Origin of the sequence: Nocardia pseudobrasiliensis NBRC 108224 (assembly GCF_001613105.1) — a bacterium.
GTDB classification, from domain to species: Bacteria; Actinomycetota; Actinomycetes; order Mycobacteriales; family Mycobacteriaceae; genus Nocardia; species Nocardia pseudobrasiliensis.
In genome coordinates this window covers 20,387-36,030 of record NZ_BDBS01000034.1, presented here as the reverse complement: position 1 = coordinate 36,030, position 15,644 = coordinate 20,387, and the positions used below count along the sequence as shown (strand labels likewise).

The following is a 15,644-nucleotide window of genomic DNA, read 5'->3' as shown; positions in this document are numbered from 1 at the left end:
CTCGCCCCCTGGTCCGGCAACCACGGGCGATCACTATCTCTCATCTACGCAAAGTCTCTCGCAGTTCCGTAATCAACGCCGGATCAAGGAGCGATCCGGCGCGTTCGGCCAGCACCGACATTTCATAGCCGAGCAGGCCGACATCGCAGCTCGAATCGGCGATGACACCGAGGCAGCTGCCGTCTCCCATGGCCGAGACGATCAGGAAACCCCGCTTCATCTCGATCATGATCAATTTGAGTCCGTCGAAGGAATAGCTGCGCGAGGCGCTGCGGGCGAGACTGGACAGCCCGGACACCATGGCGGCCAGCCGATCCGCGGCGGCGCGTTCCAGACCGTCCGACATCGCGATGAGCAGTCCGTCGGAGGAGACGGCCACGGTGTCGCGCACGCCGGCGGTATTCCGGACGAAGTTGCCCAGCATCCAGTTGAAGGTCTGCGGGTCAGCGCTCGGCACGTGGGTGGTCACCAATTCTCCTCTGCGGTCAGCACGGTCGGGTTGGTCGTTGTGCCGCGCTCGTGGCCCGCCCGGAACGATGCCAGCATGCTGGCGGTCTCCTCCGGGGAGCGTTGCGGCGCGGGCCCGCGCTCCCGGCGCGGGGCCGCGGGACGTTCGGCCTGCTGCGGCGAGCTCGGCGCGGTCTCGGCGCGGGCGCGCTTGTTGCGCCGCACCAGGCCGTTGCGAGTGGTCTGCGCGCCCGGGTCCGAGGTGGGCGCGGGCAGTTCGGGAGCGCGGGCCGCGGGCGGCAGCGGTTCGGCCTTGGGTGCGGGCATCAAAGGTTCGGGTACGGGCATCCGCTCGGTCACCGGTTGTTGCTGGGCCAGGGTGTGGGTCACCGAATCCGCGCCCCAGGCGGGTTCGATCACGGTGCGCGGGGCCTTCGCCTCGATGGTCGGGGGCAGGGGGTCCTGTTCCGCGGCAAGCATTTCCGCGGGCAGCGTCATACGCGCGACGATGCCGCTGACCGGGGAGGTGTTCAGCTCGACCTGGATGCCCAGGCGCTTGGCCAGGCGACCGACCACGTAGTGGCCGAGGTAGCGACTGGGCGAGACGATGAAGTCCAGTTCACCGCGCAGTTTGGCATTGGACTGGGCGAGCTGCTCCGGGGGCATGCCGACGCCGTGGTCGACCACGGCGAGCAGATAGCCGTGCGCGGCGCGGCGGCCGTAGATCTCGACCTCGAGGTCCGGCGGCGAGAACGCCAGCCCGTTCTCGATGAGTTCGGCCAGCATATGCGACAACTCGCTGGCCACGCCGCCGACGATGAGCACATCGTCGACCCGGCGCAGCACCACGCGGCGGTAGTCGTCGACCTCGGACATACCCGCGCGAATGACACTGGTCAGCGCGATCGGCCGGGCCAGTCGGCGGGGGCTGTTCTCCCCCACCAGCACCAGCAGGCTTTCGGCGTTGCGGCGCATGCGGGTGGCGAGGTGGTCGAGTTCGAACAGGTTGGCCAGACCCTGCGGATCGAGTTCCTTGCGCTCGAACTCGCTGATCAGCGAGAGCTGGCGGCGCACCAGGTTCTGATTGCGGCGGGCCAGGTTGGCCATCGACTCGGTGGTGTTACGACGCACCAGCGCCTGCTGCGAGGCGAGTTCGAAGGCGGTGGCCTGCACGCGGTCGAGGGCACCGGCCACGGCCGCGATCTCGGTGCTCGACCCCGGCGGCATCCGCACCGGCGCGGGCGCGTCCGGGCGGCCGTCCTCCGAATTCTCCCACGCCTCGATGACCTGGGGCAGTCGCCGCGAGGCCACATCGTCGGCCTCGCCTGCCAATTCGGCCAGCGGCCGCACCAGCGCGCGCACCGAGGCGAGCACCAGCGCGATCATCGCGATGACGGCGATCGCCGCACCGACGAGGAAGATGATCAACTTGGTGGTGGCCACGCCGCGCAGATCGTCGGCGCGGGCCTGCACGTCGTTACCGACCGACTTCTGCACGGCGCGCTGCGCGTCGATGACGCCGGTCATCCGGTTCCACCACGACATCGGATCCACCGGGCGGGCCAGCGGACCGTCACCGGAGGCCAGCGCCACGCTCTCGTCCTGATCGGCCTCGGCGGAGTTGTCGCCGAGCATCGCCTCGTCCAGATCGGCCTGCTGGCTGCGTGTGGCGAAACGCGAGAAGGTCTGCAGCGCAACCTGTTTGGTGGCGCGAATCTCCATGAACTGGCCGTATTCGCCGCCGGAGAAGCGCCCGACGACGAATACGCCGTTGAGGAAGCCGCGCTCGCGGTCGAACTGCTCCTTGGCCGCGCCCAGGGCGTAGAACGCCTGCAGGCCGCGGCGGATCTGCGGATCGTTCGCGCGATCCAGACCCAGAGTCAGATGGTTCAGCGCGCCGACGGCGTCGCTGTAGAACTGCATCACGACCGGGCGGCTGATGCGACGGGTGTCGATCTGGGTGCGGGTATTGGACAGCAGATTCAGCTGACCGAGCGCCGCGCGCACCTCGTCGGCGCCGGGCGCGTTGGTATTGGTCGCGCTCTTGACCGACTCCAGCGTCGAGTCGACGCTCTTGCGCTGCTCCAGCATCGGCTGCTGCAGCCGGTTGTCACCACCGAGCAGACCGTTGCTCAGTCCGAGCTCGCGCTGCAGTTGGTCGGTCAGATCCTGCACCCGCAGCGCGAGTGAGACCGCGCGCCGAGTGCCGTCGGCCTCGCGGTATTCCGAGTACGCCCCGTAGGCCGAGACGGCAAGCAATGCGAAAACCAAGATCAAAGCGAAGGCGAGGATGCGCGACAACTGACCGCCGATTGTGCGCGGTCGCAGAATTCCCGCCATCGCCGTGCCGAGCACACGCTGCTCGCCACCCGACGGCGCGGGCATCGAATCCGGTCTGTCTCCAGGCTTTTCCTGCCGTAGACGTAGACGCACTTACTTGCCACTCCTCGAGCCGGGGTCCGTGTCGGCTCGACGACTCACTACGAGCACACGGAAGTTAGTGAGCAAAATCCCATATGCCCCCTCCCGCGTCAACTCGGGAAGCCCTCCCCGCCAAGGGTTTTCCAGAATCTTTGGATTCGCTGTTCAATAGCGACGAGCTACCGCCAGCCAGGGGGCGGATGAACCCGTTTCAATTGTGTATGACCCACATTCGCGGAAATCCGACGTCGACGGGCGCGAACGCGTCTCAGTACGGGTTCGCGCGACCGGCCCACGCCGGTGCCAATTCGGTTGCGCGACCGGACGGAAACGAGATCTTGTTGGGATCGCCGTCGGAGGTGTAGCGCTCCGCGGGATCGGCCGCGAGCCGATCGAGCCAATAGGTCGACGCGAAGGCGACATCGGTCTGGCCGGACCGGATACGCGGGATGCCCATGCGATCGAGGGCGCCGTAGGGCGAGGGCGCGGGTTCCGCGCCGACCAGCAACACCGCGTCGAATCGGTAGGCCGCGCCGTCGGCGGCCCCCTCGACGGCCAGGGCGCGCTCGGCCGGATAGATGCCCAGCGGCAGGGCCATGGTGTGCACCTTGCTGGTGGTGGCCGTCTCGATCGCGCGCACGTTGTCGGCGAATTCGCGCTGCACTCCGGCATTGTCGAGCTGGGCGAGATTCGGATGGGTCGCGGTATGCGAGCCGACCTCGTAGCCGTGGTCGACGAGCCATTTCAGCGCGCCCGGGGCGTTGCCGAAGGATTCGTTGTTGACGTAGAAGGTGGCGCGCGGGCGGAAGTCCGGGTGCGCGGTCGCGAATTCCTGGAGGATCGCGACGGCGGTGTCGGGGACCAGACCGCCCTCGGGGGTGAACGCGAGTTGGCTGTTGGTCGAATCGTCGAAGGTGAGCACGACCGGATGCATTCCGGCCGGGACGTCGATCGTGCCCGCCACGTAGTCCGCTACCGTCACCGGGCGATAGCCCTCGCGATACAGTCGATCGAGTTCGGCCCGGAATTTGGCCGGGGTCTGGTCGTATTCACCGGCCGGATCGGCGCTCAGCTGGTGATACATCAGGATCGGGACGACGCCCAGTTCATTCGCCCCGACGGCCGCGGGCGCGATCGACGCCGACGGCGCGGGCCGCCCCTTCGCCACCGGCGACGGTCCGGACGACGCCGTATCCGCGACACATCCCGCCACCGCCGCGACCAGTACGGTCGACAGCACCGCCAGCACGCCGAAACCTCTGTTCGTCGCCACGCGCCAACGGTACGGCGCACCCGGACATTCCAGGCTTAGCAACACGGCAGCAACTATATGCGGCTCCGGGCGATCGATTCGCCGATCTCCATCAGCAGCCGCCGGGTCAGCTCCGGGTCCGCGGCGGTATCGGCGGCGGTGCGGTCGGCCAGGGCATGGACCTCGATGAATCCCATCGTTTCGAACTGCCCGCGCGACAGCTCGTTTCGTCCGGCGACCGCGACGACCGGGATTCGACCCGCCCGCGCGGCGATCGCGGCGGGCAACTTCCCGTGCGCCGACTGGCCGTCGAGACGGCCCTCCGCGGTGACGATCAGATCGCAGCCCGCCGCGTGCCGGGGGAAATCGAGTAGGCCGAGGAAGTAGGCGGCCCCACCGACCGGGCGGGCGCCGAGCAGCAGCGCCGCGAATCCGACCCCGCCCGCACTGCCCGCACCCGCGAAATCGGCCAGCGCCGGGGCATTCGGATATCCGTCGCGCCGCAGCACCGCCACCAGACCGGCCAGGCCCGCCTCGAGCCGGGCGATGTCCGCGGGGCTCGCGCCCTTCTGCGGGCTGTAGGCCGCGGCCGAGCCCTCGGGACCGAGCAGCGGATTGGTCACATCGCAGACCGCCACCAGATCGACGCCGCCGAGATCGACCACCCCGGAACCGTCCACCGCGGCGATGCGCGACAACGCCCGCCCGCTCGGCGCGAGCAGGTGTCCCCTCCGATCCAGGAAGCGCAGCCCCAGCGCGGTCAGCAGGCCCATACCGCCGTCGGTGCTCGCACTGCCGCCCAGCGGGAGCAGAATGCGGCGCGGACGGTGCCGCAGCGCCTGCCGAAGCCCTTGGCCCAGACCCAGACTCGAACTGTCCAGTGGCGCGAGCCGCCCGCCCGGCAGGGTGCTCATCCCGCAGGTCCGGGCGAGTTCGACCATGGCGGTATCGGCTCCGATCGCGATCCGCGTCCGGCGCGGCAGGCCGGTGGCCCCCGCGACCGTCACCGCGTGGGCCCGGAATCCGGCGCGCAGCGCCGCCTCGACGCTGCCATCGCCGCCGTCGGCCAGCGGCAGGGCGACCGCGACCGCACCCGCCCGGGTCAGCCCGGCGCACAGGCAGTCGGCGACCTCGGCGGCCGACAGGCTGCCCTTGAACTTGTCCGGCGCGACAAGTACCCGCATCGGTTGTCTCCCAGCCCGATTCACTGCCACACCCGAATGAGCGCGGCCGCGGAGACGACGGTGCAGACCCCGCCGATCCGGGTCGAGATCTGCGCGAAGGGCATGAGATTCATTCGATCGGATGCGGACAGGATGGCCACGTCGCCGGTCCCGCCGAGCCCGCTGTGACACACCGTCACCAGTGCGGCATCGATCGGATACATCCGAATGAGCCGTCCGACAAGCAATCCCGCCGACACCATCGCCAGCACCACCGCGGCGCACGCCGCGACATATCCGGGCGAGAGCACGCCCACCACACTCGACATCGGCAGATACACCAGCCCCAGCCCCACCATGGTCGGTTGGATGAAATGCCGCGCTATCACCGAATACACCGCGCGCACAGCGCGTTCCACCGCGACCGGTACGACACCGACGAGTTTGACCACCACCGCGGTGACGATCAGCAGTACCGGCGCGGGCAGGTGCACGAGATGTTCGAGCAGCGTGGCGAAGACGAAAGCGCCGCAGACGGTGAGCACGCCCAGAGCGATACTCGCCGGTGCGTCCGAATCCTCGGGCGGCGCGCTCGCGACGGCCGGCCGCGCTCCGGATTTCACCAGCGCCCCACCGCCGTCGAGTTCGGGCCTGCGCTCGCCGAGCCGCCGCAACACACCCGCGGAGGCGATGGCGACGATATTGCCGATGATCGCGGCGGGCATGAGTTGTGCCACATAGTCTCCCGCCACGCCGCCGGTGGCCGAGGCATAGGCCGCCGACAGCGGGATGACGCCCTCCCCGACCCCGCCGCCGATTATGGGCACCACGATGTAGAAGAACGCCCGCTGCGCCTCGTAACCGAAGGCCATCGCCACCGCGAGGCCCGCCACGATCGCCGCGGCCGTACCGATCACGAGCGGCGGGAAGATGCGCACCAGCGCGCTGACCATCGTCGCCCGGTGCATCCCCAGAATGCTGCCCACCACCAGCACGGCGATCACGAGGTAGAGGAAGTTGGCCTGCTTCATCAACAGCGTGACCGCCGCGAGGGTTTCGTCGTTGAACGCGCCGAGATAGACCAGCAGCGACGGGATCATCAGGCAGGTCAGTGCCCCGCCGCCGATCCGCGAGATCAGTGGCAGCCGATTACCCAAGGGCCCCAACAGCATTCCCAATCCGACGATTACCGCCAGCCCGCCGAGCATGTCCTTCGGCAGCGCGCCGAAGCTGGCGGCCGCCATGGTGATCGCGGCGAGGGAGAACGGGATGAGCAGCGGGACGCCGTCGACGGTGGGGAGGGTTTTGATGCACATGGCGGATCCGATCGAGGGGATGGTTCAGTGGATCGACAGGCTCAACTGATCGCGAACGGCCTGTCCGAGTGCCGCGGTCGTGGCGGTGCCGCCCATGTCGGGGGTGAGTAGATCGCCGCGCGCGAGCACGATTTCGATCGCCGCCAGTACGGCGGCCGCGGCGTCGGCGCGGCCGAGGTGGTCGAGCATCATCGCGCCCGCCCAGATCTGTCCGACCGGATTGGCGATCCCGCGCCCGGCGATATCGGGCGCGGAGCCGTGCACCGGCTCGAACAGGCTGGGAAAACGCCGCTCCGGGTTGATGTTCGCGCTCGGGGCGATGCCGATGGTGCCGGTGCAGGCCGGTCCCAGATCCGACAGGATGTCACCGAACAGATTGCTGGCCACCACGACGTCGAACCGGTCCGGATGCAATACGAAATTGGCCGCGAGAATATCGATGTGATACTTGTCCACTTCGATGTCCGGATGTTCGGCTGCCACCGCGGCGACGCGTTCGTCCCAATAGGGCATGGAGATCGAAATGCCATTGCTCTTGGTGGCCGAGGTGAGATGTCCGCGACGGCGAGCGGCAAGTGCGAAGGCGTAGCGCAGAATTCGGTCGACGCCCACCCGGGTCATCACGGTTTCCTGCAGGACGGTCTCCCGCTCGGTCCCCTCGAATATCTTGCCGCCGATACTGGAATACTCGCCCTCGGTATTCTCGCGCACCACGCAGAAATCCACCTCACCGGGCGCGCGACCCGCCAGCGGGGCGGCCACCCCGCGCAGCAGTTTCACCGGACGCAGGCTGACGTACTGGTCGAAGCGCCGCCGAAACTGCAGCAGGCTCCCCCACAGCGAGATGTGATCGGGCACGATCTCCGGCCAGCCGACCGCGCCGAAGAAGATCGCGTCGAAGCGCCGCAGCCGATCGAACCAGTCCTCGGGCAGCATGACACCGTGGCGCACATAGTAATCCGCGCTCGCGAAGTCGAAATACTCGAATTCGAACCCGAATCCGAATGCCGACGCCGCCGACTCGAGTACATCGATTCCGGCCGGAACGACCTCCGTGCCGATCCCGTCGCCGGGAATTACCGCAATCCTGAATGTTTCACCCACACCGAACCTCCGATATCGTTACCCCACCGGAGAACCGAGCGTATGCCCGTGGGTTCCGGGGATAAAGATTCGAACGGGAAAGAGACTCTTTCCGGCACGGAAAACATTCGGAGGATCTGGTGATCGGCGGTTCGCTCGACGATGTGGTGCTGTTCTCCGTCGTGGCCCGATCGCCCAGTCTGACCGAGGCCGCCCGCGAGCTGGGGGTTTCGGTGTCCTCGGTCAGCAAGCGGCTCGGCCGGATCGAGGCGCGGCTCGGGGTGTCGCTGATGCAGCGCAGCACCCGGCGGCTCACCCTCACTCCCGAGGGGCAGCGCTATGCCGAGGGCTTGGCGCGGGTGGTGACGGAGCTCGAGGAGCTGGAGACCTCGCTCGGACACCAGCGCGACGATCTGCGCGGACGCGTACACGTACGCTCGACGATCGGGCTGGGCAGGGCCCATATCGCCCCGCTGCTCGCGGAATTCGCCGCGCGGCATCGGGACCTGCAGATCGATGTGGAACTGTCGGCGCTGGCGCTCAATATCGCCGGGACCCGGTTCGATATCGACATCCATGTGGGCGCGCTGCGCGACTCACGCCTGGTGGCCACCCGACTGTGCCGCAATCGCCGAGTGCCGTGCGCCGCACCGGATTATCTGGCCGCCCACGGCGCGCCGCGCGAGGTCGCCGAGCTCGCCGAGCATCGCTGCCTGATCCTGCGCGAGAACGAGAACGATTACGCCCTCTGGCGTTTCGGCACCGACGAGGACACCTTCGCCCAGCGCGTGACCGGCGGCCTGATCAGCAATGACGGCGATGTCATCACGCGCTGGTGCCTGGACGGGCACGGCATCATCATGCGCTCGCTGTGGCAGGTGGGCCCGCTGCTGCGCACCGGCGCGCTGGTGCGCGTACTGCCCGATATCCCCACGCCGAGTGCCGATATCTACGCGGCCTATGCCGCGACGCCGCGCCCGCCACAGCGCGTACTGGCGGTGCTCGACGCGGTGAAATCCGCGCTGCCACACCGCCTGGACATGTTCTGATCCGATCAGTGGGCACCCGCCTCCGCGAGCGGTTCCACCCGCTGGGTCGGGCTGGTGACGCTGATGCTGTCGATATGGCAGCGGGTGCCGTCGACGGTCGGGGTGGAGATGCGACCACCCGGACCCTGATAGGTCAGTTCGGGACGCAGGCAGCTGTCGTCGGCCCGATCACGGAAGGTGATCGTGGTGTCGGAGAAGTCGAGCGGGCCCGGGATACGGGCATTGTTCCACGGTTCGATGGCGAACAGCGCCATGTTTTGCGCCTGGTTGCGCATATTGATCGAGAAGTCCACCGAGCCCGACTTCCCGGTCACGGTCTGCTTCCACACGCCCGTGGTCCGGTTCAGGACCATATCGATATCGAGGGTCTCGCCCACCTTGACCGACATCGCCCGACCCGATCGGCAGCCCGAGTAGTTCGGATCGTTGCCGACATTGACATACATCGCGGCGATCCACCACGTCGAATAGGCGGGTGGCTGCGAGGGCGGCGCGCAGCTCTGCCCCCAGGTCAGCACCGGCTGGAGTACGCCGAGGCCGATCGGGTCGTAGTTGCGCCCGCCGGGCCGCGGTTCCAGTCCGGGCCACAGGAACATCGTCCCGACCCGCGGCGGCTTCGGCGGCACGGTGAAATGCGTTTGCAGCCGGACCATCTCGTTGGCGACCGGGATCTTGAAGTAGATCCGCGACTGCTGATCCGGATCCCGGACCTCACCCGGCGCGATGGTCGCGTCGGGTTGCGGCACGGCGACGGGATCCTGTGCGAGGGATCCGGGTGTGTCGGCGAAAGCGATTGCGGCCAGGGCGATTACCAGGGCGGAGGCGAGTCGCGCCGCCCTTCTCGGTATGCGATACATACTTTCGCATGAAAGCACGGCGCGCCGATGATCCAATACCCCTACGCACTAGCGGTTTTCGCGCTCCCCACGGCACGGAAGTGCGCGCGCGACGCTCGCGGCGCCCACAGCAGCACGAGGACGACGATCGAGATCGCCCAACCGACGATGAGCGCGAGGTGGGCGCCGGTCTGCGGGAACAGGATCCAGACGACGAATCGGCCGAGGAACTGGCAGGCCAGCAGGAAGGTGATGAGGATGCGCGACCACGCGCGCCCGCGCAGCAGCGGCGCGATCAGCGCCGCGTAGATCGGCGCGCTGATCAGGTGGTAGAAGGTTCCCGGATTCACCCCGAGGGGCGGAATCAGGATGACGAGGATGTGATCGATGGCGTGGATGCCGACGCCGAGGGCGGCGATCCGCACCGGCAACGGTGATCTGGACATGGGCTCACGCTAGGAGGCCGGCGCACCCGCGGTATTGGATGAATGGGACATCACCTCGCGCAGTAGCGCGTTCGGCGACAGGCCCGTGAAGCGCCGGAAGTCCCGGATCAGATGCGACTGGTCGTAATAGCCGAGTTCATGGGCCATGCGGCCCAGATCCGCCGACAGCGGTCCGGCCAGGCCGCGCAGGGCGGCGGAGAACCGCAGCAGCGAGGCGTACGCACGCGGCGACAACCCCATCTGGTCGGCGAAGCGTCTACTGAAATGCCTTCGGCTCCAGCCCGACTCGGCGGCCAGCTCGCTGACGGTCAGATCGCCGCGCGCGACGCGCAGTCGATGCACCGCGGCGGTCACCCCGTCGTCGCGAGCCGCGCGGGGACGATCGCGCAGGAACTGTCCGACCAGTTCGAAGCGTCGCTCCCAGCGCGGCGTCTCCGCCAGTCGCTCGACCAGACCGCGTGTGGACATCCCGAACAACTCGTCCAGCGGCACCGCGGCATTGCGCAGTTCGTGCAGCGGCGTCCCGAGCAGCCGCCGGGCGGCCATCGGCTCCAATTGCACCTGCACACTGCACATCCGGCCCGAATGGGTCGCCACCGAACCCCGATCGTGCATGCCGACCACCAGCGCACCGGGTTCGACCCGCCGCCCGCCGAACACCCCGTCCCAACCGAAGACGATCTTCACGGTCCCGCCCGGAATCTTGCGCCGCCGTACCGGTTCCGGCTCCAGCACATCGAATCCGAAGCATCGCACCACATCCGGCGCTCCCACGATCCTCGGCGGGCAGCTCACCACCGCGCCCGGCGAAACCTGCAGCACCCCACGCAGTTCCAGCAGCCGCCGCTCGATCACGCACCGGCTCCGTCAGGCCGGGGGCAAGGGAATCGGGCTGGGCTCATGCACATTCACCAGCACCACCACATCGCCGTAGCGTGCCGCACCGCGCGCCATATGATGCCCCATCCGCGCGACCCGCAGTCGCCAACCGTATTTCGTCGTCATGGCCAGATGCACATGATCGAGCAGACTGCCCGCGGTGACCAACTGCGCCCAGCCCTGCCGCTGATGCGACCCGACCGCCGGACTGCCGTGCCAGTCACCGGGCTGGACCAGCACGCGCCCGTCGGCCGCGAGCTGACCCGCCTCGGGCGAATAGGACGAGATCCGAAAGGCGAGCTGCCGATCGCCCAGCGGCACCACGAGGCGAGCCGCGGAGATCAACTTCCCGGGCCCCGCGACCCGGGTGACCAGGACTGTTTTGGCACTGGCCCACTGATTCCGCGCGTCGCGGTCCGGGCGCACGGCGGGTAGTCGCGGGTGGGTGCCTTGGGCACCGAGGGTATCTGGCATGGCTTCGACCTTTCCGGTGACGGGCACTTCCGATCCTCCAGACGTTGGCGGGGGCTGACAACCTCGCAGGTCAGGCGGGTGCGCCGGAACGGCGCTGTCCGGCACGTCACTGTTTCGCCTCCGATTTGCTGGTTACTCGCTCGGGCGTGGCTCAGTTATCTCCCGGCTTCGCCGGCGTCGAAGTGGTGGCACGCGGTATCAGCGCACGTGGTCCGCGCGGTTGCGCGTTCGACGGGGTTTCGGCGGCGATCGCGGCCGGGCAACTGGGCGTGGTGACCGGACCGAGCGGTTCGGGCCGAACCTCCCTGCTGCTCGCCCTGGCCGGGCGCATGCGACTGGTCGCGGGCGTACTGGCCGTCGGCGGTCATCGCGTCCCCGAGCAGGGCCGTCGGGTCCGCGAACTCGTAGCGATCGCGCGCGCCGAACCCGCGGTATCGCTCGATCCCGAACTGCCGGTGCGCGAACTGATCCGAGAACGCCTGCTCATCGGTGGGCGTGAGATCGACCGCACCGCAATCGAAGCCGTCTTCGAATTGTTGGAATTTCAACCACCCCAGGATATTCCGCTCGGAGAGCTGCGACCCGACCAACAGACCCTGCTCGCCGTGGCCCTGACCGCGGCCGAGCGGCCGGGCGCGCTCGTCCTCGACGATGTGACCACCGGACCGGTCTGGTCGGCTCTGCGCACCTTGACCGAGTGGGGTCTGACCGTACTGGCCGCCACCGACGAGCTCCCCGATGATCTCGACCCGGAAACCACCGTGGTGATCGAACTCGCCCACCCGGCCGACCGTGACCAGCTGCCCACAGGAGTAGCCGAATGACCGCCCTACGCTTGGCGCTGTTGGAGTTCCGCCGCTTTCGCGGGCCGTTGCGACGGTTGGTGCCGATCGCGCTCGCGCTGATCCCGCTGCTGTACGGATCGCTGTATCTGTGGTCGAACTGGGATCCCTACGGGCGCACCGACAAGATTCCCGTCGCCGTGGTGAATCAGGATCACGCGGCCGAGGCGAACGGCCAGATGGTCGACGCCGGAAAGCAATTCACCGATCAGCTGCGCGCCTCCGGGGCGTTCCAATGGCATTTCGTCGACGCCCGCCGGGCCCGCGACGGACTCACCCACGGCCGCTACTACTTCACCGTGACCGTCCCGTCCGATTTCAGCGCGAAACTCGTCAGCGCCCAGCAGCCGACGCCGGAACGGGCGAGCCTGGACATCACCCTCGACGACGCCAACAACTTCGTCGTCGGCATCATCGCCAAGGCCGCGAAATCGGAACTACAGGATCAGGTGAACAGCGCCGCCCACGCCGCGTACGCGCGCGCCATCTACGGTGAGCTGTCCCAGGTGAAACAGCAGTTGCGGATCGCGTCGACCGGTGCGCACGCACTGGTCGACGGCACCGTGCTCGCCCAGCAGACCGGCGTCTCGCTCACCGACGGCGTGACCGCGGCGCGGGCGGGCGCGGCCGGGATCACCGACGGCCTGCAACGCCTGGCCGATGCCGGAACCCGGGCCGACCAGGCGCTCGACAGTCTGGCCGGATCCGGATCGACCGCGCTGCCCGCCGCGGTCGGCGCGGCCGCGAATGCCGCGGCCGCGGCCGCCCAGACCATGGGCGTGGTCCAGGACGGCACCACCCTGGTCCGCCAGAGCGCCGACGATGCCACCGCGGCGCTGCGGCAATTGGCCGTCGCCCACCCCGAACTCGCCCTGGATCCACTGCTCGCCACCGCGCTGCAGCGCGCTCAGACCCTCACCGACGCGGCGGGCGGTGCGGCCGCCTCGGCCGAACACGCCAGGGCGGCCGCCGATCAGGCCGCCACCGCGGCCGGACAGGTGCAGACCGATTTCGGCCCCGTGCAGAGCGCGCTCACCGGCGCCGACAGCCCGCTGCGGGCGATCTCGTCGAGCACCCGCCAAATCGGTTCGGGCGCAACGCAGATCACCGCGGGCCTGACCGCACTCGAATCCGGTTCGCACACATTGCGAACCGCGGCCGATCAACTGAACGGCGGTGCGACGAAGTTGGCCGGGGTGGTGGACGGCGCGGTGGACAAGATCCCGGACACCAGCGCCGAGCAGACGGCGAAGGCCGCCGACGTACTCGGCTCACCCGTCGGCATCAACATGGACAATCTGCATCCGGCCGGGGTGTACGGCAGGGGCCTGGCCCCGTTCTTCTTCTCCATCGCGCTGTGGGTGGTGGGTCTGCTGGCCTATCTGTTCATCCGGCCGCTCAATCCGCGCGCGCTTGCCGGGCGGGTCGGCTCGCTGACCGTGGCCGCGGCGGGATGGCTGCCGGTGGCCGCGATCGCCGCGGTAGGCGGCGTAATCCTCTACGCCGCAGTACATTTCGGACTACACCTGGACGCGGTGCATCCGATCTCGGTCGCGGCGGTGCTGATCCTGGCGGCCGGGGCGTTCGTGGCCATCGACCACTTTCTGCGCGTCGCGCTCGGGGCCATCGGCGAGGGACTGTCACTGGTACTGCTCATCGTGCAGCTCACCGCCTGCGGTGGCCTGTATCCCGTCGAGACCACCCCGGCTCCGTTCCGCGCGGTCCATCCACTGCTCCCGATGACCTATCTGGTCGATGCCCTGCGCGTCGGAATCTCCGGCGGCCTCACCGCCAACCTCGTCCGAGATGTGTTGGTACTGGCCGGATTCCTGGCGGCCTTCCTCGGCGCCACGGCCCTCGTCGTGCGCAGGCAACGCGTCTGGACCGTGGCGCGGCTACATCCGCAGATCGAGACCTAGGACTGGCAGAGCACCGGCCCCGGATCGCCGCCGCGCAGCACCCAACTCAGCCAGGCCGAGGCCGCGGGCCACACCTCGACATCGGCGGAGAGGTGTTCGCTCGCGGGTACGGTGAACCAGCGCAGGTTGACCCCCGAGCGGCAGTAGGCCTGTTCCACCGGGAGGATGGCATTCGGGGGGATGAGCTGGTCGGTGGTCGAATGCCACATGAGGATGGGAATATCCGGGCGGCGTTCGGGACTGCCGAAGCTGATGTCGCGCAGCAACCGCTGAATCTCCGGACGCGCCATGGCATTGCGGTCGGTCAGATATTCGGTGAACGGCGGACTCAGCAGGCCCGTGACGACCTCGGTGTAGACGCAGCGACCGCTGATGTTCTTCAGATGCGCCAAACCCTCGGGGGTGAGCAACTCCTCCGGCTTCAGGATATCCGGATAGTCCTTGGCCAATCCGCCGACGATGGCCCACAGCGCCCACTGGGCGGCCACGTTGTAAATGGTTGTCGGGCCCAGTAATCCGGCAACTTCGGCGCCCTTGTCGCCGAGTACGCCACCCTGCGCCGATCCGAGAATGCGGAGTTCGGGGGCATAGGAGGCATGGAGTTCGGCCGCCGATGCCGCGGCATTGCCGCCGCCGGAGTAACCGTAGAGTCCGACTCCCGAATCTCGCAGTCCCAGCGAGGGTTCGCGCTGCGCCGCGCGAATACCGTCGAGCACCATGCGGCCCTCCGACGAACTGAGCCAGGCATTGCGCTTACCGTTGAAGTCCGGAATGGCCACGGCCATGCCCTGTTCCAGGAAGTACTGGGTCAGCGCGATCTCCTTGAACAATCCCGCGCGCAGCGTGTAGGAGGGATTGCAGATCTGCGCGGTGCTGTCGATGGCCTCCTCATAGGAAACCAGCGGTCGCGGGCTACCGGTCCACGGGATACCCGGCACCAGCACCGTGGTCGCTGTCACGATGGGCTGATCGTGGGCATCGGTGCTGCGATACAGAATCTGCTTGGTGGTCACCGGAATCGGGATACCGAGCACATAGGACTGCACCTCGCGAGTGCGCACGATATCGCCGTTGTTCAACTCGGCCAGATCGACGGGATCGTCGTACCAGGGGTCGTGTTCCGGTGGTGTCAACGGCACCACCGCGGGATAGATCTGTTGCTCACTGGGAATCGCCAACGGCGGCCGGGGATCCGGATCCGCTCGAACGGTCGTCGCCGCGGCGACCATCAAGCAGGCGCCCAGGGCCACAACGGCCGCCTGCCCGAGACGTGCAAACATCGACTCTCTCTTCTACCGGTGCGATGGCGGGCGGCCGCATGTGAGCTGGCACACCTACCTGTGGTGCAATCCACATCACACCAATCGGAACTATCTCGGTATCTGCAGTTTCACGGAGGTGATACAGCAAGTATCAGACAAAGTGCACAAAGACGTGCTGACCGGCGGGCATCGAGCCACACTTCGGCGCTCATGGTGCCACAGCGGACGGTCCCCGACCGATTCGTTCACCGAATA

14 protein-coding genes are annotated in these 15,644 nt (G+C 68.0%); 3 read left to right on the top strand and 11 right to left on the bottom strand.

Annotated elements, in window-relative coordinates; translation table 11 throughout:
• Positions 1–40: 40 nt before the first annotated feature.
• The 6 genes from NP4_RS25935 to NP4_RS25910 all read right to left on the bottom strand — a co-directional run bounded on the left by NP4_RS25935 (position 41) and on the right by NP4_RS25910 (position 7,703).
• Positions 41–469, bottom strand: a complete 429-nt coding sequence (locus NP4_RS25935) for a roadblock/LC7 domain-containing protein (protein WP_245998532.1) — start codon at positions 467–469, stop codon at positions 41–43.
• Positions 466–2,832 (bottom strand): sensor histidine kinase, encoded by a 2,367-nt coding sequence (locus NP4_RS25930; protein WP_245998534.1) that lies wholly within the window; start codon positions 2,830–2,832, stop codon positions 466–468. Before NP4_RS25930 ends, NP4_RS25935 begins: the two co-directional genes overlap by 4 nt.
• A gap of 304 nt (positions 2,833–3,136) precedes the next feature.
• Positions 3,137–4,141: a polysaccharide deacetylase family protein gene (locus NP4_RS25925; RefSeq protein ID WP_245998536.1), complete on the bottom strand. Its 1,005-nt coding sequence runs from the start codon at positions 4,139–4,141 to the stop codon at positions 3,137–3,139.
• Positions 4,142–4,194: 53 nt separating this feature from the next.
• Positions 4,195–5,304 (bottom strand): glycerate kinase, encoded by a 1,110-nt coding sequence (locus NP4_RS25920; RefSeq protein ID WP_068002996.1) that lies wholly within the window; start codon positions 5,302–5,304, stop codon positions 4,195–4,197.
• Positions 5,305–5,324: 20 nt separating this feature from the next.
• Positions 5,325–6,599: a 2-hydroxycarboxylate transporter family protein gene (locus tag NP4_RS25915; protein WP_068002993.1), complete on the bottom strand. Its 1,275-nt coding sequence runs from the start codon at positions 6,597–6,599 to the stop codon at positions 5,325–5,327.
• A 24-nt stretch (positions 6,600–6,623) separates the two neighbouring features.
• Positions 6,624–7,703 (bottom strand): tartrate dehydrogenase, encoded by a 1,080-nt coding sequence (locus tag NP4_RS25910; protein WP_068002990.1) that lies wholly within the window; start codon positions 7,701–7,703, stop codon positions 6,624–6,626.
• A 119-nt stretch (positions 7,704–7,822) separates the two neighbouring features.
• Between NP4_RS25910 and NP4_RS25905 the strand changes: the two genes are divergently transcribed.
• Entirely contained in the window at positions 7,823–8,731 is a 909-nt protein-coding gene (locus NP4_RS25905; RefSeq protein WP_068002987.1) for a LysR family transcriptional regulator, read from the top strand.
• Positions 8,732–8,736: 5 nt separating this feature from the next.
• Here the strand turns inward: NP4_RS25905 and NP4_RS25900 are convergent, their stop codons facing one another.
• The 4 genes from NP4_RS25900 to NP4_RS25885 are packed head-to-tail and all read right to left on the bottom strand — an operon-like array spanning position 8,737 to position 11,366.
• Positions 8,737–9,588, bottom strand: coding sequence for a hypothetical protein (locus tag NP4_RS25900; RefSeq protein ID WP_068002983.1), 852 nt, complete (start codon positions 9,586–9,588; stop codon positions 8,737–8,739).
• A 41-nt stretch (positions 9,589–9,629) separates the two neighbouring features.
• Positions 9,630–10,013: a hypothetical protein gene (locus NP4_RS25895; protein ID WP_068002981.1), complete on the bottom strand. Its 384-nt coding sequence runs from the start codon at positions 10,011–10,013 to the stop codon at positions 9,630–9,632.
• 9 nt (positions 10,014–10,022) lie between these two features.
• Positions 10,023–10,868 (bottom strand): helix-turn-helix domain-containing protein, encoded by an 846-nt coding sequence (locus NP4_RS25890; protein WP_068002979.1) that lies wholly within the window; start codon positions 10,866–10,868, stop codon positions 10,023–10,025.
• Positions 10,869–10,880: 12 nt separating this feature from the next.
• Positions 10,881–11,366 carry a hypothetical protein gene (locus tag NP4_RS25885; protein WP_147288079.1) on the bottom strand — a complete coding sequence of 162 codons (486 nt, stop codon included), beginning with the start codon at positions 11,364–11,366 and terminating at the stop codon, positions 10,881–10,883.
• A 146-nt stretch (positions 11,367–11,512) separates the two neighbouring features.
• On the opposite strand from NP4_RS25885, the gene NP4_RS25880 reads away from it, so the two are divergent.
• On the top strand, positions 11,513–12,190 hold the full coding sequence (locus tag NP4_RS25880; RefSeq protein ID WP_068002973.1) for an ABC transporter ATP-binding protein: 678 nt from the start codon (positions 11,513–11,515) through the stop codon (positions 12,188–12,190).
• Entirely contained in the window at positions 12,187–14,127 is a 1,941-nt protein-coding gene (locus NP4_RS25875) for a YhgE/Pip family protein (protein ID WP_068002971.1), read from the top strand. Before NP4_RS25880 ends, NP4_RS25875 begins: the two co-directional genes overlap by 4 nt.
• Here the strand turns inward: NP4_RS25875 and NP4_RS25870 are convergent.
• Positions 14,124–15,407, bottom strand: coding sequence for a lipase family protein (locus NP4_RS25870; RefSeq protein ID WP_245998537.1), 1,284 nt, complete (start codon positions 15,405–15,407; stop codon positions 14,124–14,126). The two genes, NP4_RS25875 and NP4_RS25870, sit on opposite strands and share 4 nt — an antisense overlap.
• Between the last annotated feature and the right edge of the window lie 237 nt (positions 15,408–15,644).